Origin of the sequence: Streptomyces cupreus, assembly GCF_014257025.1 — a bacterium.
GTDB classification, from domain to species: domain Bacteria; phylum Actinomycetota; class Actinomycetes; order Streptomycetales; family Streptomycetaceae; genus Streptomyces; species Streptomyces cupreus.
In genome coordinates, this window is record NZ_JACMSF010000005.1 from 239,990 (window position 1) to 257,954 (window position 17,965).

At 69.7% G+C, this 17,965-nt stretch carries 19 protein-coding genes and 1 pseudogene; 8 read left to right on the plus strand and 12 right to left on the minus strand.

The window, feature by feature from the left end; translation table 11 throughout:
* Nucleotides 1-6 precede the first annotated feature (6 nt).
* From H4N64_RS07250 to H4N64_RS07260, 3 genes and pseudogenes are all read left to right on the plus strand, one after another.
* Nucleotides 7-1,233: a metallophosphoesterase gene (locus H4N64_RS07250; RefSeq protein WP_186281262.1), complete on the plus strand. Its 1,227-nt coding sequence runs from the start codon at nt 7-9 to the stop codon at nt 1,231-1,233.
* A gap of 17 nt (nt 1,234-1,250) precedes the next feature.
* A complete protein-coding gene (locus tag H4N64_RS07255) occupies nt 1,251-1,592 on the plus strand; it encodes a hypothetical protein (RefSeq protein ID WP_186281263.1) in 342 nt (113 codons plus the stop codon).
* Nucleotides 1,593-1,621: 29 nt separating this feature from the next.
* A pseudogene (locus H4N64_RS07260) lies at nt 1,622-2,194 on the plus strand (ABC transporter substrate-binding protein); the annotation flags it as partial.
* On the opposite strand, the gene H4N64_RS07265 reads toward H4N64_RS07260, so the two are convergent.
* Nucleotides 2,191-3,633 carry a sensor histidine kinase gene (locus H4N64_RS07265; RefSeq protein ID WP_186281306.1) on the minus strand — a complete coding sequence of 481 codons (1,443 nt, stop codon included), beginning with the start codon at nt 3,631-3,633 and terminating at the stop codon, nt 2,191-2,193. The pseudogene H4N64_RS07260 and the gene H4N64_RS07265 overlap by 4 nt on opposite strands.
* A gap of 14 nt (nt 3,634-3,647) precedes the next feature.
* Nucleotides 3,648-4,337 (minus strand): response regulator transcription factor, encoded by a 690-nt coding sequence (locus H4N64_RS07270; protein WP_186281264.1) that lies wholly within the window; start codon nt 4,335-4,337, stop codon nt 3,648-3,650.
* Nucleotides 4,338-4,504: 167 nt separating this feature from the next.
* On the opposite strand from H4N64_RS07270, the gene H4N64_RS07275 reads away from it, so the two are divergent.
* Nucleotides 4,505-6,880, plus strand: coding sequence for an MMPL family transporter (locus H4N64_RS07275; protein WP_186281307.1), 2,376 nt, complete (start codon nt 4,505-4,507; stop codon nt 6,878-6,880).
* A 7-nt stretch (nt 6,881-6,887) separates the two neighbouring features.
* On the opposite strand, the gene H4N64_RS07280 is transcribed toward H4N64_RS07275, so the two are convergent.
* The 5 genes from H4N64_RS07280 to H4N64_RS07300 form a co-directional block, all read right to left on the minus strand.
* Nucleotides 6,888-7,610, minus strand: a complete 723-nt coding sequence (locus tag H4N64_RS07280) for a TetR family transcriptional regulator (protein WP_186281265.1) — start codon at nt 7,608-7,610, stop codon at nt 6,888-6,890.
* A gap of 23 nt (nt 7,611-7,633) precedes the next feature.
* Nucleotides 7,634-8,623 (minus strand): trypsin-like serine peptidase, encoded by a 990-nt coding sequence (locus tag H4N64_RS07285; protein ID WP_186281266.1) that lies wholly within the window; start codon nt 8,621-8,623, stop codon nt 7,634-7,636.
* A gap of 161 nt (nt 8,624-8,784) precedes the next feature.
* Nucleotides 8,785-9,231, minus strand: a complete 447-nt coding sequence (locus H4N64_RS07290) for a DCC1-like thiol-disulfide oxidoreductase family protein (protein WP_186281267.1) — start codon at nt 9,229-9,231, stop codon at nt 8,785-8,787.
* The gene (locus H4N64_RS07295; protein ID WP_186281268.1) at nt 9,228-9,623 is read right to left on the minus strand and encodes a hypothetical protein; all 396 of its coding nucleotides are present in this window, start codon (nt 9,621-9,623) and stop codon (nt 9,228-9,230) included. Before H4N64_RS07295 ends, H4N64_RS07290 begins: the two co-directional genes overlap by 4 nt.
* A 94-nt stretch (nt 9,624-9,717) precedes the next feature.
* The gene (locus H4N64_RS07300) at nt 9,718-10,128 is read right to left on the minus strand and encodes a VOC family protein (RefSeq protein WP_186281269.1); all 411 of its coding nucleotides are present in this window, start codon (nt 10,126-10,128) and stop codon (nt 9,718-9,720) included.
* 67 nt (nt 10,129-10,195) lie between these two features.
* Here H4N64_RS07300 and H4N64_RS07305 point away from each other — a divergent pair, with 67 nt between their 5' ends.
* Nucleotides 10,196-10,507: a hypothetical protein gene (locus tag H4N64_RS07305; protein WP_186281270.1), complete on the plus strand. Its 312-nt coding sequence runs from the start codon at nt 10,196-10,198 to the stop codon at nt 10,505-10,507.
* 75 nt (nt 10,508-10,582) lie between these two features.
* Here H4N64_RS07305 and H4N64_RS07310 read toward each other — a convergent pair whose 3' ends face one another.
* The 5 genes from H4N64_RS07310 to H4N64_RS07330 all read right to left on the minus strand — a co-directional run bounded on the left by H4N64_RS07310 (nt 10,583) and on the right by H4N64_RS07330 (nt 14,722).
* Nucleotides 10,583-11,344 carry a succinate dehydrogenase iron-sulfur subunit gene (locus tag H4N64_RS07310; RefSeq protein WP_186281271.1) on the minus strand — a complete coding sequence of 254 codons (762 nt, stop codon included), beginning with the start codon at nt 11,342-11,344 and terminating at the stop codon, nt 10,583-10,585.
* Nucleotides 11,344-13,098, minus strand: coding sequence for a succinate dehydrogenase flavoprotein subunit (sdhA, locus tag H4N64_RS07315; RefSeq protein ID WP_186281272.1), 1,755 nt, complete (start codon nt 13,096-13,098; stop codon nt 11,344-11,346). The genes H4N64_RS07310 and sdhA overlap by 1 nt, the downstream gene beginning before the upstream one ends.
* A 19-nt stretch (nt 13,099-13,117) precedes the next feature.
* Complete coding sequence (locus tag H4N64_RS07320; protein ID WP_186281273.1) at nt 13,118-13,600, minus strand: succinate dehydrogenase hydrophobic membrane anchor subunit; 483 nt, start codon at nt 13,598-13,600, stop codon at nt 13,118-13,120.
* A 5-nt stretch (nt 13,601-13,605) separates the two neighbouring features.
* Entirely contained in the window at nt 13,606-13,986 is a 381-nt protein-coding gene (gene sdhC, locus H4N64_RS07325) for a succinate dehydrogenase, cytochrome b556 subunit (RefSeq protein WP_186281274.1), read from the minus strand.
* Between the two features lie 172 nt (nt 13,987-14,158).
* Entirely contained in the window at nt 14,159-14,722 is a 564-nt protein-coding gene (locus H4N64_RS07330) for a 2-oxo-4-hydroxy-4-carboxy-5-ureidoimidazoline decarboxylase (RefSeq protein ID WP_186281275.1), read from the minus strand.
* Nucleotides 14,723-14,876: 154 nt separating this feature from the next.
* On the opposite strand from H4N64_RS07330, the gene H4N64_RS07335 reads away from it, so the two are divergent.
* From H4N64_RS07335 to H4N64_RS07345, 3 genes are all read left to right on the plus strand, one after another.
* Nucleotides 14,877-16,535 carry a family 20 glycosylhydrolase gene (locus tag H4N64_RS07335; RefSeq protein WP_186281276.1) on the plus strand — a complete coding sequence of 553 codons (1,659 nt, stop codon included), beginning with the start codon at nt 14,877-14,879 and terminating at the stop codon, nt 16,533-16,535.
* Between the two features lie 108 nt (nt 16,536-16,643).
* Nucleotides 16,644-17,336, plus strand: a complete 693-nt coding sequence (locus H4N64_RS07340) for a DUF4328 domain-containing protein (RefSeq protein WP_186281277.1) — start codon at nt 16,644-16,646, stop codon at nt 17,334-17,336.
* Between the two features lie 87 nt (nt 17,337-17,423).
* Nucleotides 17,424-17,924 carry a hypothetical protein gene (locus tag H4N64_RS07345; protein WP_186281278.1) on the plus strand — a complete coding sequence of 167 codons (501 nt, stop codon included), beginning with the start codon at nt 17,424-17,426 and terminating at the stop codon, nt 17,922-17,924.
* Nucleotides 17,925-17,965: the final 41 nt, after the last annotated feature.

The window sequence follows — 17,965 nt, forward strand, 5'->3', positions numbered from 1 at the left end:
ACTTACGTGGTCATCGTCTTCGTAGTGCTCGTCCTGGCGGTCATGGTGACCGCCAACTGGTATGTGTGGCGGCGCCTGTTCCGCGACACGACCAGCGGCCCCGGCTGGGTCCGCCGCGCGGGTGCCGCGTTGGTCGCCGGCGGCTGGCTGATGGCGTTCGGCGCCCTGGTGGCCGAGCGCACCGGCGCGCCCTTCTGGCTCCAGCGCGTACTGGCCTGGCCGGGCTTCCTGTGGCTGGCGCTCTCGATCTACCTGCTGCTGGGGCTGCTGGCGGGTGAGGCCGTACGTCCGCTGCTGCGACGGTGGCTGGAGCGGCGCAAGCCCGCCCAGGTGCCCGTACGGCAGGCGGAGCCGGTGCCGGTGGGCGCGCCCACCCCGCCCGAGCCCGAGGACCCGGCCCCCCTCGTCGCCGCGCCCTCGCGCCGCCTCTTCGTCTCCCGCGTCATCGGCGGCGCCGTCGCTACAGCGGCCGTCGGCACCGTCGGGGTCGGCACGTACGGCGTGCTGAACGGGCCGAGCGTCAAGCGGGTCACCGTCCCCCTCGCCAAGCTCCCGCGCGCCGCGCACGGTTACCGCATCGCCGTCGTGAGCGACATCCACCTGGGCCCGGTCCTCGGCAGGGGCTTCGCACAGCGGGTCGTCGACACCATCAACTCCACCCAGCCCGACATCGTCGCCGTCGTCGGCGATCTGGTCGACGGCAGCGTGAAGGACCTGGGCCCGGCCGCGGCCCCGCTGACCCGACTCAAGGCCCCCGCCTACTTCGTCACCGGCAACCACGAGTACTTCTCCGGCGCCGAGCAGTGGGTCGAGGAGGTACGGCGACTCGGGCTGCTCCCGCTGGAGAACGCCCGCACCGAACTGCCCTGGTTCGACCTCGCCGGTGTCAACGACATCGCGGGCGAGGACGAGGGCCAGGGCCCCGACTTCGCCAAGGCGCTCGGCGACCGCGACCCGGCACGCGCGTGCGTGCTCCTCGCCCACCAGCCCGTCCAGATCCATGACGCCGTCGAGCACGGCGTCGACCTCCAGCTCTCAGGACACACCCACGGCGGCCAGCTCTGGCCCGGCAACCTCATCGCGGCCGGGGCGAATCCGACCCTGGCGGGACTTGAGCGCTACGGCGATACTCAGCTCTACGTCAGCCGCGGCGCCGGCGCCTGGGGTCCGCCCACGCGGGTCGGGGCCGAGTCGGACATCACGGTGATCGAACTGGCCTCCAAGCAGGCCTGATCCGGGGGAGCGCGCCCATGTCCGACGCGTCCGTCCTGCGCCTTGCGCGCACCAGACCTGTGCTGTTCGCCGTACTGGAAACCCTGCTCACCGGCGCCTGTGCGCTGGTGTGGTTCGCCTTCGCCGGGCTGCTGTACCTGGAGAACCGGGCGCACGAGCCGTGGGACCCGACGTATCCGCCCGCCAGGCCCTTCTGTCTGCTGGCGGTCACGGCCGCCGCCTCGCTGGTGCTCACCTGGGCGCTGCGCTGTCTGCCGAGCCGGGCCCTGCGCAGGGTCGTGGACCGGCTGATTCTTCTCCGTGCGGGGGTCGTGATCGCGGTGTGCGTCGGCGCGCTCGTGTTCGCGATCGTGTACTGACCACGAACCTGTGCGCAGGCTGTGAAACACCCACGGGGATCACCGGGCATACGACGTCGTTCTTCGACTCGTATCCGAAGCAGAACGTCGCCAAGGCGCGCGAGTTTCTTGAGGAGGCCGGGGTCAGTCTCCCCGTCCGCTTCACCTACGGCTATGCCACCGGGCGGGGTGCCGCCGCGGAGGAAACCGCCCAGTTGGAGACCGGCGGGCTGTTCAAGGTGACGCTCAAGGGTTACGAGTGGACCGACTTCCAGAAGCGGTGGGCCACGGGGAAGCTGGACGCGTACGGCGTGGGGTGGGTCGCGGACTTCCCCGACCCGGACACGTACGGCGCGCCTCTTGTCGGGTCCGAGGGGACCATGAACACCGGGTACAGCAGCAAGGCTGTCGATCGGCTCATCCGGGAGAGCCAGCGGTTCGCCGATCGGGGGGAGGCCGCGGACGACTTCCGTGAGTTGCAGCAGGTGATCGCCGATGATGTGCCGGTGATTCCGCTGTGGCAGGCGAAGGAGTACGTGGTGGCCAGTGCGGATGTCGGGGGCGGGCAGTATCTGTCCGACGGGACGGGTGTGTTCCGGCTTTGGCGCCTCGGCTGGATCTAGGTCGGCAGGGTGACCGTGACCCTCAACCCCTCACCCGGAGCCGTGTCCACCACCACCTCGCCTCCGTGCGCCTTCACCACCCCCTGCACGATCGCCATGCCCAGACCGCTTCCCGCGCCTCCTCCCGCCCGGAAGAAGCGGTCGAAGATGCGGATCGCGTCCTCCTGAGCCAGCCCCGGGCCCTTGTCCCGCACGCACACCCTGACGACACCGTCCTCCCGTTCCACCCCCAGGTGGACCGGAGCGTCGACGGGCGTGTGCGTGCGGGCGTTCCCGACCAGGTTGCCCAGCACCTGCCGCAGCCCCGACTCGTCGGCGCGGACCAGGAGGGCGCCGTCCGCCGTCACCGTCACCGGACGCTCCGGCTGTTGTATGCGCAGGTCCTCCGCGGCGTCCCGGACCAGACGGCTGATGTCCACGTTGCGGAAGCGGAGTTCGGGCTGCTGGTCCAGGCGGGCCAGGCACAGGAGTTCGTCCACCAGGCGGCCCATGCGGTCCGCCTCCGCCAACACCCGCTCCCAGGCGCGCTTGCGCTGGTCGGGGTCGTTGAGCATGCCCTTGTCGTAGAGCTGGAGATAGCCGCGTATCGCCGCGAGCGGGGTGCGCAGTTCGTGCGAGGCGTCCGCGACGAAGCGGCGGAGCTGGGCCGCGCTGCGCTCGCGGGTGCGGTAGGCCAACTCCACCTGGTGGAGCATGGAGTTGAGGGACAGCCGTAGCTGTTCCACCTCCAGGGTCGCTTCCCGGCTGGAGGGGACTCTGCGCGTCAGATCGCCCTCCGCGATGGCCGAGGAGGTCTCCACCATGTCCTCCAGCGGGCGCATTCTGCGGCTCACGCTGAACAGGGTCAGACAGGCCAGCAGGGCCAGCAGCAGGGTGCCGAAGGCGAGGTCCAGCTTGAGGGCCTTCGCCATGCCCTCGTGCAGGGCGTCGGTGGAGTGGGCGATCAGGACCACCGGGCCGTCGGAGAGGCGGGCCGCGGTCACCCGGTACGGGGTGCCCTCCACGTCGATGTCGCGGGGCTCCGCCTCGGCGGCCAGGGCCGAGGGATCATCGACCCCGGCGGCCACCGCGCGCTGCCGTGACGTCGGTTTCAGCGGCCCCAGGGGCACCGGGCGGCCCGTACGGTCGACGGCCACGAGCACCGAACCGCTCGCGCTGGGCAGGGGTTCGGCGCCGCTGCCCGCGAACTCGTCCATGGCGATGCCCAGTTCACCGAGGGATTCGATCTGGCGCATGCTGAACCCGGCGTTCTGCAGGGTGGAGCGGGTCGCGAGGAGCTCGGAGTCGATCCTGTCCAGGAGATAGTGGCGGGCGGTCATCAGACTGATCGCGGTCGCCGCGACGATGCCCAGGGCGAGCAGGGCCACGTTCGCCAGCGTCAGCTTGGCGCGCAGCGAGTGGATGCCCCGAGGGCCGCAGCGCGGCACCCGGAGCCTCATGCCGGTCGGCAGCCTCATGCCAGTCCGTAGCCCACGCCCCGCCGGGTGGTGATGACCGGGGGGCCGAGGGTGTCGAGCTTGCGGCGCAGATAGCTGATGTAGGTCTCCACGACGGTCGACTCGGGCGGGGTGTGCTCGTACTGCCAGACGTGCCTGAGGAGTTGCTCCTTGGGCACGATCCGGCCGCCGTTGCGCACCAGGAAGCGCAGCAGGGCGTACTCGGTGGGGGTGAGCTCGACCGTGCGGCCCGCGCGGTGCACGGAGTACGTCGACTCGTCCAGCTCCAGATCGCCGTAGCGCAGCGGTGGGCGCTGGGGGAGGACGTCGGTGGCGCGGGTGCGGCGCAGGACGGCGGTGATGCGGGCGATCACCACGTCGATGTCGAAGGGCTTGGTGATGTAGTCGTCGCCGAAGCCGAGAGCGCCGACGATCTCGGCGGGCGAGTCGCGCGCGGTGAGGAAGACCAGAGCCAGTCCGGGGCGCTGGACGCGCAGTTGGCGGCCGAGGGCGCGGCCGTCGCCGTCCGGCAGCATCACGTCCAGCAGCGCCACGTCCGGCCGGGTACGCCCGGCGAGCGCCAGGGCCTCGCGGACGGTGCCCGCGGTCATCACCTCGAACCGGTGGTAGCGCAGGGCGATGGCGAGGACGTCCGCGATGCTCTCCTCGTCCTCCACGACCAGCACGGTGCCCACAGCCGTAGTCATGTCCCCAGTATCGGCACGACCACTGACAGCGGGGCCGGTTCCCGCTTTGGAGTTCCTTGAGAGTCGAGCCTGTCGCATGTCCGCGCGCGAGCCGCGCCACCGATTCTGGTGTGCAGGACCTGGGGGACCGACCGACGACCGATGAAGGAGCGTTGAGCGTGGCGACATTGGCACGGTGGTGCTATCGGCACCGGCTGGTGGTCCTGTTGCTGTGGGTGGGGGCACTGTTCGGCCTGGGCTTCGGCGGTTCCGCCGCGGGCACGGACTACGCGAACGTCTTCTCCCTGCCGGACACGGACTCCAAGCACGCGTACGACCTGATGGAGAAGGCATTCCCGGAGCGTGCCGGAGACACCGACACGGTGGTGTGGAAGGTGGACGAGGGTTCCGTACGGGACGACGCCGTACAGAACCGCGTCCAGCCGGCGCTGGAGAAGATCGCGGGGATGGAGGGGGTCGGTGAGGTCACCGATCCGCGGGTGAGCGAGGACGGGCGGATCGCCTACGCCGAGATCACCTTCAAGGAGCAGGCCAACGCCATCCCGAAGGAGGTGATCGAGGACATTGTCGACACCGCGCAGGCCGCCGAACAGGACGGACTCCAGGTGGAATTGGGCGGCCAGGCCATCGCCCGCACCCAGGAGCCCCCGGCGGGCACCTCCGAGGCGGTCGGCATCCTCGCCGCGGCGGTCGTGCTGTTCCTCGCCTTCGGTTCCCTGTTCGCGATGCTGCTGCCGATCATCGTGGCCATCGCCGGTGTCGGCACCGGCATGCTCTCCACGATGCTGCTCAGCCATGTCACGAACGTTCCCGAAGTCGCCCCGCTGCTCGGCTCGTTGATCGGCCTCGGCGTCGGCATCGACTACGCGCTGTTCATCGTGACGAGGCACCGGCGCGGCATCCTGCGCGGCATGAAGCCGGAGGACGCCGCGGTGACGGCCCTCAACACCTCCGGGCGCGCGGTGCTGTTCGCGGGCGGCACGGTGTGCATCGCGCTGGCCGGCATGCTCGTGATGAACATGCGGTTCCTGGACGGTGTGGTCATCGCGACCTCGCTGACGGTGGTGCTCAGCGTGCTCGCCGCGATCACCCTGCTGCCCGCCCTGCTTGGCCTGCTCGGCACGCGGGTGCTCAGCCGCAGGCAGCGCCGGCGGCTTGCCGCGACGGGACCGGAGCCGGAGGAGGCGAGCGGGCTCGCGGCGCGCTGGTCGACGTACGTCCAGAAGCGGCCGCGGTCCATCGCGGCGGGTGCCCTCGTCGTCATGGCGGTGCTCGCGCTGCCCGTGCTGTCGATCCGGCTCGGCGCCACCGACCAGGGCAACCACCAGGAGTCCACGACCACCCGGCAGGCCTACGACCTGCTTGCCGAGGGCTTCGGGCCCGGCTTCAACGGCCCGCTCCAGGTCGTCGTGGAGGGCACCGCCCCCGACTCGCTCGTCACCTCCATCGAGTCGACCGAGGGAGTGGCCCAAGCCGTCGCCGTGCCGCCCGCCAACGGGGTCTCGGTGATCAACGTGGTGCCGACGACCTCACCGCAGTCGGAACAGACCGACCAGCTGATCGACCGGCTGCGCGACGACGTGATCCCACAGGCGGGCGTCGAGGCCCATGTGGGCGGTGTGACAGCCGTGTTCAAGGACTTCGCCTCGGTGACCGCGGACCGGCTGCCCTACTTCATCGCGACGATCATCACGCTGGGCTTCCTGCTTCTGCTGGTGGCGTTCCGCTCGCTGGTCGTGCCGCTGACGGCCGCGCTGATGAACCTGATCGCGGCCGCCGCGTCGTTCGGTGTGCTGGTGGCGATCTTCCAATGGGGCTGGGGAACCGAGCTGATCGGCGTCGGCAAGGAGGGCCCGATCACCTCGTTCCTGCCGGTCATCATGCTCTCGCTGCTCTTCGGGCTCTCCATGGACTACCAGGTGTTCCTGGTCAGCCGGATGCACGAGGAGTGGGTGCACACCAAGGACAACGCCCGCGCGGTCCGGGTGGGCCTCGCGGAGACCAGCCGGGTCATCAACTGCGCGGCCCTGATCATGATCTGCGTGTTCTCCGCGTTCGTCCTCAGCGGCGACATGGAGGGCGCGATGGCGGGCGTCGGACTCGCGGCGGCGGTGGCACTGGACGCGTTCATCCTGCGTACGGCGCTGGTGCCGGCCGCGATGCATCTGCTCGGCAACTCCAACTGGTGGCTCCCGGCCGGCCTGGAGAAGCGGCTGCCGCATCTGGCGGTCGAGCCGAAGGAGGAAGAGGTGCCGACTGCCGAGGGCGGCATGTCGGTGATCCACGGCTTCATCCGCACGGCGGACGGCGACCCGGTGGAGGGCGCGGCGGTCACCCTGCTCACGAAGGGTGGCCGCCAGCTGGACCGGGTGACATCGCTGGCCGACGGGTCGTACATCGTCTCGGTCCCGGCCCCGGGCACCTATCTGCTGGCGGCGACGGCCGCGCCGTACGGGTCGCGGGCGCGGCATGTGATGGTGGACGGTGAGCCGGTGGTCTACGACGTCGAGCTCGCCGAGGGCGAGGTGGACGCGGTCAACTGAGTGACGCTCAGGGGCGTCCGTCCTCGGCGGGCGCCCCTTTCGTCATGCCGGGCAGGAAGTCCGTGAACAGCTCGTGCACCTCGCGCACCAGTGGGCGCAGCACTCGGAAGCGGGCCAGGGCCACCCCGCGCGCGGTGAGGCGCGCGCCGCGCGCGGCGAGCTTGTAGCTGCGCTCGCGGTCCGGAGTCCGGTCGAAGATCCAGTAGAGCACCAGGCCCATCTGGGAGAGCCACATCAACTCCGGGAGCACATCCCGCAGTTCCTCAGGGACCTTGGTCTTCGTCGCCCCGGCCAGCACCTCCCGGTGGACGCTGATGGCCTCCACGCGCGCGTGCTCCGACTCCGGGGAGAACGGGCTGAGGGGGCTGTCGGGGTCGGCGGCCGTCTTGAAGAACTGCACCGCGAACTCGTGGTACGGCGTGGCCACGTCCAGCCAGGCCTTCAGCACGCCCGCGAGCCGCGCCTCCAGGTCGGTCTCCCGGTCCAGGACCTCCCGGACCGCCGCCCGGTGTTCGGCGGCGATCCGGTCGTAGAAGCCCTGGATCAGGTGTTCCTTGCCCTCGAAGTAGTAGTACGCGTTGCCGACGGAGACCCCGGCCTCCTGGGCGATGGCCCGCATCGTCGTCTTGTCGTAGCCGCGTTCCTGGAACAGTCGCATCGCGGTCTCCAGGATCAGCGCGCGGGTCTGCTCGGACTTGCTGGGCTCGGGGCTGTCGTTCTTCGAGGGCACGGAGGGAGCCTAACCAGCCCTGCTCAGGAGGACTGCGCCGCCTGGTACAGGTTCTGCGCGTCCGCGCCGAAGTACGGGCCGTACATCCGGTTCGGGAAGAAGTTGTACTTGAAGCTGTTCACCGAGGACAGCAGGCCGGTGCCGCTGGCCTCGTTGAACTGCGTGAACCACGGACCGCCGCTGGAGCCGCCGGTCATGTTGCAGGTCATGCCGTGGTCACTGGAGAGCAGGAAGTCCCGGCTGGTGTTGCCGCTGCAGTAGATGAACTTCTCGCCGTCGTAGGGCGAGGCGGCCGGGAAGCCGAAGGAGTACATGCGCAGGTTGTAGCCGGTGTTGAAGGCCAGCCCCTGGCCGCCGACGACGTCGGTGAGCCGTTGTCCGTCCAGCGGGGCGACGACGGCCGCGCCGATGTCGTAGTTGATGTCCTCGCTCGCCGTCCACTGAGGTGTGGACAGGGTCCTGGCGGCGCTCCAGCGGCCGTACGGGGACTGCCCGTCGTGGTAGCCGGGGACGAAGACCCAGTTGGTGTGCCAGGCGCCGTCCAGTTTCACGCAGTGGCCCGCGGTGATGACCGTGCTCTTGTTGGCGCTGGTGACCGCGTTGCCGGAACAGGACGCCGTACGGCCCTGGTAGGTGAAGAACACGCGTCCCGCGGTGTTGACGACCGCGCCGCCGCCGGTCCACTGGCTGCCCCCGTTGGGGAAGGCGAGGATGCCGACGTCCGCCGCCGTGCCCGGCGCGGTGGGCGCGACGGTCGTCTTCGTGCCCTTGGCGGGCGTCGAGCCACTGCCGGGCTGTCCGTCGAGCAGGTCCAGCGGGGCGGCCGCCCGCATCCGCTCCGGCGTCCAGAAGTCGCGTGCCTTCTCCTGCGCGGCGGCGGTGACCGGGCTGACGCCGGTGTCGGACCTCGGGGCGGGCGCCGCGCCGGCGGGTGCGGCGAGGACGCCGGTGGCGAGCAGCGCGGTGACGCCGGCCAGGGCACCGAGGACGGTTATGCGGTGTGTGCCTCTCACGCGTACTCCTTCTGTGAGGGGTGCGGAGTGGATCGAACCGTGCAGCAGCGTCCCACTCGGGCCGAATTTTGGAAGAGTGCATGCCAAAACAGGCCGAAACCCGGCCGTTCGCGGTCCGGCCGGGTTCACATCCGGTTCGGCGCGCTGTCCTGCCGTCCGTTCTAGTTCGGCGCGCTGTACTGCCATCCCTCACTCGGGTGGTACGCCCACCCGTCCCCCTGCCGGTAGGCCCGCCCGCCCCACTGCGCCCCGCGCCACTTGGCGGCGGCCAGCACCGCACCCTTGGCGAGCCGGGTACCGCTCGGCGTGCTCAGCCGGTAGGCCAGCGGCCGGTGCTCACGCAGCGCCCACAGCACGACGATCCAGGCGGCGGCGGACCGGTACACCTGCCCGCCGTCCCCTACGACGGTGATCTCGTCGAGGGTCGAGCCGAGCCCGGGGAACCGCCGCCCGGCCTCCTGCGACCCGGTCGGGACCATCTCCAGCGGCACCAACTGCGGCTGCCGTACCAGCCAGTCGCGCAGGAAGACGCACAGGGAGCAGTCGGCGTCGTACAGGACGGTGAGCCGGCGGACCGGGGTGGTCCGGTCCGCCACCGCGGCGCTCACGCGCGGACCCAGTCCTGCGGCGCGACCGGCGGCACCTGCTCCCGCTCCAACGCCCCGCGCCGCCGGATCTTGTTGAGGACGTACACATTGCCGAGGTGCATCACGCCGAGGAGCAGCAGCACCACGCCCAGCTTGGTCGACAGGGCCTCGAAGACGCCCCGCGCGTCGACGACCGTGCCGTCGTCGCTCAGGTACAGGGCGATGAAGCCGAGGTTGACGAGGTAGAAGCCGACCACCAGAAGGTGGTTGACGGCGTCGGCGAGCTGCTCGTTGCCGTGCAGGACGTCGGAGAGGAAGATCCGCCCGTTGCGACTGAGCGTGCGGGCGACCCAGACCGTCAGCGCGATGCTGACGACCAGGTAGATGACGTAGGCGATGACCGTGCGGTCCATGCCGTCCCCCTTCTTGAACGCGTTCAAAACGCTGACAGGGATGACTGTAGACCTGCTTTTGAACGTGTTCAACTCAACGGTGCGGAGACCTGCGTCACGGCCGACGCCCGAGCTCCGGACGCTTGCAGTAGTCGGTGAGTCCGACGACATTGCCCCAGGGGTCGGCGATCTCCACGGTCCACCCGGTGGCCACCGGGAACGGCTCGTCCAGCGGCACGATCCCGGCCCCGGCCAGCCGGCGGGCGGCCGCGCGGGCGTCCGGCACCTCCAGCCACACCCGGGGCGAATGCCAGGGCGGCGGGCGATGGTTCAGCCCCTCCGCCTGCCGCAACAGGATCCCCGGCGTCTCGCCGCCCACCTTCAGCAGCGCGATCCCCGCCTCGTCGAAGCGGAACGCCACCGTGAACCCGGCGCGTTCGTAGAACCCGACGGCCTCACCGAGGTCCCCGACGGGCAGCAGCACGTTGTCGAACCCGAGCAGTTCGTACGACTCGTCATCTGACACACTGTCAGAATAGGTCGATGATCGGCCGGAACCCGGGATTGTCAGTGGCTGCTCGTACTGTCGGCCCATGGGATACGTGACCTTCGTCGACGAGACGACCACGGGGGAGCGCGAGACGGGCCCGCGGCTCGAAGTCGCGCAGGAGCGTCTGACGGTCCGGGAACTGATCGGGCGCCGGGTGCGTGAGGAGATCGCCGCGGGCCGAAGGCGCCGCAAGGACCCGGAGGGGCAGACGGAGCTCGTCCTGAAGGCCTTCGCGGCCAACGGCTTCCTGCTGCTCGTGGGTGAACGCCAACTCACCGAGCTGGACGAGGAGGTCGACCTCACCGCCGATACGGAGGTCACTTTCCTGAAGCTCATACCCCTGGTCGGCGGCTGACGAGGGTCCGCCGGAAAGCCCGAGGGCCCCGATCCCGACGAGACGGGAGCAGGGCCTCGGCCGGCGCGCGGAAGCTCAGAAGCGGCGCGTGATCAGCGCCTTCTTCACCTCGGCGATCGCCTTGGTGACCTCGATGCCACGCGGACAGGCGTCCGTGCAGTTGAAGGTCGTGCGGCAACGCCACACGCCGTCCTTGTCGTTGAGGATCTCCAGGCGCTGCTCGCCGGCCTCGTCGCGCGAGTCGAAGATGAAGCGGTGCGCGTTGACGATGGCCGCCGGGCCGAAGTACTGGCCGTCGTTCCAGAACACCGGGCACGAGGAGGTGCAGGCGGCGCACAGGATGCACTTCGTCGTGTCGTCGAACCGCTCGCGGTCCTCGGCGGTCTGGAGACGCTCACGCGTCGGCTCGTTGGTGTCCTTCGTGATCAGGAAGGGCATCACATCGCGGTACGCCTGGAAGAACGGCTCCATGTCGACCACGAGGTCCTTCAGGACCGTGAGGCCCTTGATGGGCTCGACCGTGATCGGCTTCTCGGGGTTGATGTCCTTGATGAGGGTCTTGCAGGCAAGACGGTTCTTGCCGTTGATCCTCATCGCGTCCGAGCCGCAGATGCCGTGCGCGCAGGAGCGGCGGAAGGTCAGCGTGCCGTCCAGGTCCCACTTGATCTTGTGGAGGCCGTCGAGGACGCGCTCCTTCGGGTCGATCTCCATCTGGAAGTCTTCCCAGGTCGCCTCGGCCGAGACCTCCGGGTTGAAGCGGCGGACCCGGAAGGTGACCGTGATGTACGGGGACGCGGCGGACTCGGCCTCCACCTTGTCCATAACGGGGGTTGCCATCAGTACTTACGCTCCATCGGCTGGTAGCGGGTCTGGACGACCGGCTTGTAGTCGAGACGGACGGTTTCCGACCCGTCGGCACCGACCTCGCGGTACGCCATGGTGTGGCGCATGAAGTTGACGTCGTCGCGGTTCGGGTAGTCCTCGCGGTAGTGACCGCCGCGGGACTCCTTGCGGGCGAGCGCGGAGACGGCCATCACCTCGGCCAGGTCGAGCAGGTTGCCCAGCTCGATGGCCTCCAGCAGGTCCGTGTTGAACCGCTTGCCCTTGTCCTGGATCGAGACGTTCTTGTAGCGCTCGCGCAGCTCGGCGATCTTCTCGACCGCCGTCTTGATCGTCTGCTCGGTGCGGAACACCATGACGTTCGCGTCCATGGTCTCCTGGAGCTCCTTGCGCAGCGTCGCCACCCGCTCGGTGCCGGTGGACGTCCGCAGGCTCTCCACCTGGTCGATCACGAGCTGCGCCGGGTTCTCCGGAAGCTCGACGAACTCGGCCTTCTGGGAGTACTCGGCGGCGGCGATACCCGCGCGCCGGCCGAACACGTTGATGTCCAGCAGCGAGTTGGTGCCCAGCCGGTTGGCGCCGTGCACCGACACACAGGCGACCTCACCGGCCGCGTACAGGCCCGGGACGACCGTGGTGTTGTCGCTGAGCACCTCACCCTCGACGTTCGTCGGGATGCCGCCCATCGCGTAGTGCGCGGTCGGCTGGATCGGGATCGGGTCCGTGTAGGGCTCGATGCCGAGGTACGTCCGCGCGAACTCGGTGATGTCGGGCAGCTTGGCGTCCAGCTGCTCCGGCGGAAGGTGGGTGAGGTCCAGGTAGACGTGGTCGCCCTCGGGACCGCAGCCGCGGCCCTCGCGGATCTCCGTGTAGATGGAGCGCGAGACGACGTCACGCGAGGCGAGGTCCTTCATGACCGGCGCGTACTTCTCCATGAAGCGCTCGCCGTCCTTGTTGCGGAGGATGCCGCCCTCACCGCGGGCGCCCTCCGTCAGCAGGATGCCCATGCGCCAGATGCCGGTCGGGTGGAACTGGAAGAACTCCATGTCCTCCAGAGGCAGACCCCGGCGGTAGACGGCGGCCTGGCCGTCACCGGTCAGGGTGTGCGCGTTGGACGTCACCTTGAAGAACTTGCCGCAGCCGCCGGAGGCGTAGATGACGGCCTTCGCCTGGAAGACGTGGATCTCACCGGTGGCCAGCTCGTAGGCGACCACACCGGCGGACTTCTTGACGCCGTCCACCTCGGTGATCAGCTGGTCCAGGACGTAGAACTCGTTGAAGAACTCCACGCCCTCCTTGACGCAGTTCTGGTACAGCGTCTGGAGGATCATGTGGCCGGTGCGGTCCGCGGCGTAGCAGGACCGGCGCACCGGCGCCTCGCCGTGGTTACGGCTGTGACCGCCGAAGCGGCGCTGGTCGATGGTGCCGTCCGGGGTGCGGTTGAACGGCAGGCCCATCTTCTCCAGGTCGAGGACGGAGTCGATGGCCTCCTTCGCCAGGATCTCGGCGGCGTCCTGGTCGACCAGGTAGTCACCGCCCTTGACCGTGTCGAAGGTGTGCCACTCCCAGTTGTCCTCCTCCACGTTGGCCAGCGCGGCGGCCATGCCGCCCTGCGCGGCGCCCGTGTGGGAGCGGGTGGGGTAGAGCTTGGTGAGCACCGCGGTGCGGCTGCGCTTGGTGGACTCGATGGCCGCGCGCATGCCCGCGCCACCGGCGCCGACGATGACGGTGTCGTACTTGTGGATCTTCATGATTCTCGCAGCCCCGTGCCTAGCGGATGTTCGGGTCGAAGGTGAAGATCACCAGCGTGCCCAGCAGGATGGTGAACACCGTGGCGGTGTAGAGCAGGCCCTTCAGCCACAGCCGGGTGTTCGCGCGCTCCGCGTAGTCGTTGATGACCGTGCGCAGGCCGTTGGCGCCGTGCAGCATCGCGAGCCAGAGCATCAGCAGGTCCCAGACCTGCCAGAACGGGGACGCCCAACGGCCCGCCACGAAGGCGAAGCCGATCTTGGAGACGCCGCCGTCGAGCACCAGCTGGATCAGCAGGTGGCCGATGACCAGGACGACGAGGACGACACCGGACAGGCGCATGAACAGCCAGGCGGCCATCTCGAAGTTGCCCCGGGTGGCCTTCGGGGTCTTCTTGGTGCGCTTGCGCGGGGCCTCGATGTAGGGGGCCGGGTTGTCGACGTTGTACACGGAGGCGCCCTCGACGGGGCCGATCCCGGACGCGGTCTTCTCAGTCGTGGACATGGGCGTCAGCTCCCGAAGAGTTCACGAGCGGCGTGGCCGAGCATGGGGTAGATCGCCCCCAGCATCAGCACCAGCCACAGACCGACGGCGGACCAGAGCATCTGCTTCTGGTAGCGCGGGCCCTTGGACCAGAAGTCGACGGCGATGATGCGCAGACCGTTGAGCGCGTGGAAGAGGACGGCGGCGGACAGGCCGTACTCCATCAGCGCGATGATCGGCGTCTTGTACGTCGCGACGACCTCGTCGTAGGCCTCGGGGGAGACACGCACGAGTGCGGTGTCCAGCACGTGAACGAACAGGAAGAAGAAGATGAGGACGCCGGTGACTCGGTGAGCCACCCAGGACCACATTCCTTCCCGGCCGCGGTACAGCGTTCCAGCCGGCACGGAAGTCCCTCCGGGAGCGGGGATTGGGGCCGCGCCGGCTTGTGCTGTCGGTCGGGCCCGGCCGGGTACGGTCCACCGGCCCCCAGCATGTTATCGATGTGGCCGGCTTTGGCTTACGCCGGGCCTATCTGTGTGATCAAAGTGGCATGCGGATGGGTGAGCGTTTGGGTGGCTACTGGGGCTCGGTGTCCTGTTTTTTGTCGGGTGCGGCGCCGTTTGGGCTGGTCGCGTCCCTGAGGAGTTCGGCCAACCGCCCTCTGGCCAGGTGCCGGAGTTCCTCCCACGCCACCACCCGCTCCTCCTCCGGATCGTTTGTCAATCGTGACCGGATGGCTGTCAGTACGTGGTTCAGGGACTCGTTCGGCGGTAGGTCGTCCAGGCAGATGACGAACACGTGGCCGAATTTCGCCTCGTAGGCGGCGTTCGCGGCATCCAGGGCTGTGTGGGCGGCTGAATACGCGCCCTGCGGAAGTTCCGGCAGTGTCTCGCCCGCCAGTGCCTCCGTCAGGTCCCCCGGGGTCAGGTCGTACGCCGCCTCGTCCGATGCCGCCAGCAAGGCGTCCGACGTCGGATAGGGGCGGTGGGCCGCGATGCGGTGGGCCCAGCGGGGGCTGTGCAGGCAGGTCAGGAGGGTGTGCTGGACCTCGGCGGCGGGTGCCGTGTTGAAGCGCTCCAGAGTGGTGCCGCGCTTCTGGTGGGGTATGGCCACTTGGCCAGGGAGGTGTGTGGGCGTCACGTGTGTTTCGGCAGGGGATGCTGTGAGAGATGTGGCGCCACGTTATCGACCGTGGCCGTGAGACGTCCGACGGATGCCCGAATTTCAGCCGAACGGGAGAGTTTCGGAACGTGTGGTGGACGCGCGCCGCGCTCACCGGTCGTAGGTTGGCTGGGTGAGCCAGCACAGGCGCCGGGCGCCGGAGAAGAAGGTCGGACAGCGGGCCCTCCTGGTCGGGGCCGTGGTCGCCGCGTTCGGCGTGGGCCTCGGACTGTGGGCTTCCGGCAGCGACGGCGACTCCGGGCCCACGGGCTCGGCGGCGTGGCAGCCGTCCGGCGAGGTGTCGTCCCGGCCGGCCGAGCCCTCCCGGTCCGCGGCGGTGCCGGCGCCGAGTCCCAGTCGGTCGTACGCGCTCTCCAGCACGCCCCGGACCATTCCGGCGGTCCGCTCGCACACGCCGGCGCGCGGGCCCGGGTGGCGGCCGGTGCGGGGGGAGCGGGTGGTCGTCGGGGACGCGGATCTGGCGGACGAGGGGCGGCTGATCGCGCGGGAACTGGGGCTGACCTACGCGGGCGAGAAGGACGACGTGCTGGCCGGGGACGTACGGCTGTCGCTGAACGACGACGAGGGCGCGGATCCGGAGTCCTACTCCCTGACCGTGCGCGGCGGGCGGGTGAACATCAGCGGGGCCGCCGACGCGGGCGTCTTCTACGGAACCCGGACGCTGAAGCAGGCGGTGCACGGCGGTGGCACGGCGCCGGAGGGCGTCGTGCGGGACGACCCGGCGAAAAAGGTGCGCGGATTCATGCTGGACATCGCGCGCAAGCACTTCACCGCCGACTGGATCGAGGACCGGGTCCGGGAACTGGGCGATCTGAAGTTCAACCAGCTGGGGCTGCACTTCTCCGACGACCAGGCGTTCCGGATCGAGTCCTCGTCGCATCCCGAGATCGTCTCCGATCCGCATCTGACGAAGGCGGAGGTCGAGCGGATCGTCGAGGTCGCCGCCGAGCGGCACATCACCGTCGTGCCCGAGATCGACTCGCCCGGGCATCTGGGGGCGGTGATCGCGGCCCATCCCGATCTGCAACTGCGCAACGCGTCGGGCGTGGCCACACGCGGGGCGATCGACATCTCGCAGGACGAGTCCGCCGAGATCCTCGACGACCTGCTGAACGAGTACGCCGAGCTCTTCCCGGGCGGTGAGTGGCATCTCGGCGGTGACGAGTACCAGGCGCTGACCGTCTCCGACCCCGAGACGTCCTACCCGCAGCTCGCGACCGCGGCGCGGGAGGCCTACGGCTCCGGGGCGACCGTCGCCGATCTGACCACCGGCTGGCTCAACGACCGCGCCGCCACGGTCCGCGTCCACGACCGGACCCCACGGGCCTGGAACGACGGCTTCTTCAGTGGCACCTCCGTCCAGGCGGACAAGGACATCAAGGTCGCCTACTGGACCGGCAAGGAGATCGGCGCCCGGCTGCCGGTGGAGTATCTGGCGGCGGGGCGGCAGGTCGTCAACTACAACGACGAGTTCCTGTACTACGTCCTCGGGCAGCCGCAGACCTTCGTCTATCCGACCGGGCAGCGCATCTACGAGCAGTGGACCCCGCTCGTCCTGCGCGGCACCCAGGCCGTCGCGGCGAAGTACGACGGCCAGATCCTCGGCGGGTCCTTCGCCGTCTGGTGCGACCTCGCGAACTCCCAGACCCAGGACCAGGTGACGGCCGGCATCCGGATGCCGCTGCGGGCGACCGTCGAGAAGCTCTGGAACCCGGGCACGCCCGAGCGGTCCTGGGCGGACTTCACGGCGCTGGCCGACCGCCTGGGCTGAAAGGGATGGACGTACGGCCCTGCCGAACCGTATGTTCCGCATGCCGTGCGTGAGGTGGGGGAGAGCCGCGCCCGGCTTTCCGTTTCAGAACCTCGGGGGGACAGCCTCATGACCGACCTTCAGCACGGCCAATTCCGTGCGGCACCCGCCTGGCTGCGCTCGCCGGTCGGGCTCGGACGCGCCGCCGTCGCCGGGCTCGGGCTGGTCATCGCCACCGATCTGGTCGCGGTCTGGGCGGACTACGGCATGTACGACCTGTGGGCCGACTACGCGGACGGCACCTACGACGCCGTACTCGACGGGCGGGCGAGCCGTGTGGAGCGTCTGTACTCCTGGACGGGCATGGCCCAGACGGCCGCGTTGATCGCCAGCGTCGTGCTGTTCCTGTGCTGGTTCCACCGGGTGCGGGTCAACGCCGAGGTGTTCAGCCCCTTCGGGCACAGCAAGAAGCGGGGCTGGGCGATCGGCGGCTGGTTCGTGCCGATCATCCACCTCTGGTACCCGCGCCGGATCACCCTGGACATCTGGGACGCCAGCAGCCCCTGGGCGGCGCCGCGGCCGCACGGGCTGGTCAACGCCTGGTGGACGCTGTGGGTGATCTCGCTGATCGCGGGGCGGGCCTCGTTCACCCAGTACAAGCAGTCCAAGACCCCCAAGGAGATCCAGGACGCCGTGCAGTCCGTGCTCATCACGGACGTCCTCGACATCGCGGCGGCCGCGCTCGCCATCGCCGTCGTCCTGCGCCTGACCCGGATGCAGCACGAGAAGGCCCTCCAGGGACCGGCACCGGTGCCCGCGTAGGCATGGATTGTCCGATCCGGCTGCGAACGGGCGTACGGCTGTGGTGTATTCGGCCCGAGCCGAAGCGAACAGCCTGGGGGAACGGACATGGGCTACTGGGGGTACTTCGTCGTGGGGCGCGATGAGCGGCCGCTCGCGGAGCTGGCGGCACTGGCGGGCGCGCCGGGGCTGACCCTGCGTCAGGAGGCGCCGGGCGGCTGGCAGGTCTGGGAGTATCCGAGCGGCGAGGGCGACGTCGGGAACATGCACGAGCTCGCCCATCAGACCGGGTGGCCCGCGCTGTTCGGGTACGTCATGGACAGCGACTGCGCGGTGCTGGAGGCGGCGGGCCCGGAGAGCGGGGCGTGGACGACCTGCCTCGGGCGGGACGCGATGGCGAACCGGCTCGGTGCCGGCGAAGGGCTCACCCTGGAGGACTACTTCCTGGAGCCCCGTGACGCCGCCGAGCGGGCCGTCGCCTGGGCCGCCGAGGCCGGGCACACCGTGGCGGCCGAGCCCCTGTTCGATGTGTTCGGCGCCGAGCCCGACCCCTTGGCCGAAAACCTCTTCTTCCGGCTGCTCGACCGACTCGGAGTAGTGCCCCTGTGACACTCCTGGGCCGTCGCACGCAGTAAGGGGAAGTGCGGGCT

What these genes read in the sequence shown, in the direction of transcription:
- sdhA (WP_186281272.1), bottom strand. Translation starts at nt 13,098, where the DNA reads ATGAAGATCCACAAGTACGACACCGTCATCGTCGGCGCCGGTGGCGCG.
- H4N64_RS07320 (WP_186281273.1), bottom strand. Translation starts at nt 13,600, where the DNA reads ATGTCCACGACTGAGAAGACCGCGTCCGGGATCGGCCCCGTCGAGGGC.
- H4N64_RS07340 (WP_186281277.1), top strand. Translation starts at nt 16,644, where the DNA reads ATGACCGACCTTCAGCACGGCCAATTCCGTGCGGCACCCGCCTGGCTG.
- H4N64_RS07255 (WP_186281263.1), top strand. Translation starts at nt 1,251, where the DNA reads ATGTCCGACGCGTCCGTCCTGCGCCTTGCGCGCACCAGACCTGTGCTG.
- H4N64_RS07310 (WP_186281271.1), bottom strand. Translation starts at nt 11,344, where the DNA reads ATGGCAACCCCCGTTATGGACAAGGTGGAGGCCGAGTCCGCCGCGTCC.
- H4N64_RS07265 (WP_186281306.1), bottom strand. Translation starts at nt 3,633, where the DNA reads ATGAGGCTCCGGGTGCCGCGCTGCGGCCCTCGGGGCATCCACTCGCTG.
- H4N64_RS07305 (WP_186281270.1), top strand. Translation starts at nt 10,196, where the DNA reads ATGGGATACGTGACCTTCGTCGACGAGACGACCACGGGGGAGCGCGAG.
- H4N64_RS07270 (WP_186281264.1), bottom strand. Translation starts at nt 4,337, where the DNA reads ATGACTACGGCTGTGGGCACCGTGCTGGTCGTGGAGGACGAGGAGAGC.
- H4N64_RS07295 (WP_186281268.1), bottom strand. Translation starts at nt 9,623, where the DNA reads ATGGACCGCACGGTCATCGCCTACGTCATCTACCTGGTCGTCAGCATC.
- H4N64_RS07345 (WP_186281278.1), top strand. Translation starts at nt 17,424, where the DNA reads ATGGGCTACTGGGGGTACTTCGTCGTGGGGCGCGATGAGCGGCCGCTC.